The sequence below is a fragment of the Mucilaginibacter sp. genome, assembly GCF_039207105.1.
Taxonomy (GTDB): Bacteria; Bacteroidota; Bacteroidia; order Sphingobacteriales; family Sphingobacteriaceae; genus Mucilaginibacter.
On record NZ_JBCECK010000253.1, the window covers coordinates 1 to 731 of the forward strand.

The following is a 731-nucleotide window of genomic DNA, read 5'->3' on the forward strand; positions in this document are numbered from 1 at the left end:
CTGTAAGTGTACATTATAAAATCAGAGAGGGAAATAAAGAACGTGTGCAGCTTTATCAAGGTGTGGTTATTCAACGTAACAGCGTTGGTACAACTGAAACCTTCACCGTTCGTAAAGTTTCAAACGGAATAGGCGTTGAGCGTATCTTCCCTATTAACTCTCCAAACATTGATAAAATTGAAGTGAACAGCGTAGGTAAAGTACGTCGTTCTAAATTATACTACCTGCGTAGCCTTACCGGTAAAGCAGCTCGTATCAAATCAAAAAGAGTTTAATTATCCGTACCCGTTTTTAACGGGTTACTATTTGATATTTAAAAGGCCTTTCTGGAATTTATTTTCGGGAAGGTCTTTTTTGTGGTCAAAATCTCGCTTTAGACTGGGCTTTGTAAAGTATTTTAGCCTTGCAATGTTCTGGGAGTCAAAATTTTATTATTTGCTTAGGTATTACGTCATTGCAAGCGATAGCTTGGCAATTGCGTATTGTTGAACCGCGATTTTTAGAATTGAGGGAAGGTCACGATTTGCCTAAAAAATGAGAATAAAAATCCTTTAATCTGATAAATCTGTTTAATCCGGTTTCAGAAAAAATTAAGATCGTCAGCCAGATGATATAAAACAAAAAGCGCCGGTTAATATTAACCGGCGCTTTTTGATAGGTAATAGTGGTTACTCTTTTTGATCTTTCGGCGTTTTTGCCGAAGCCGGTTTCTTAGCTGTTTTGGCGGGTAC

Annotated in this window: 1 protein-coding gene; it reads left to right on the forward strand. The window is 37.5% G+C overall.

Translation table 11 applies throughout. The features are described 5' to 3' along the window. Positions 1 to 275: 50S ribosomal protein L19 (gene rplS / locus AAGC65_RS24995; RefSeq protein ID WP_343115184.1), on the forward strand; the 275-nt coding region annotated here is incomplete at its 5' end. Positions 276 to 731: the final 456 nt, after the last annotated feature.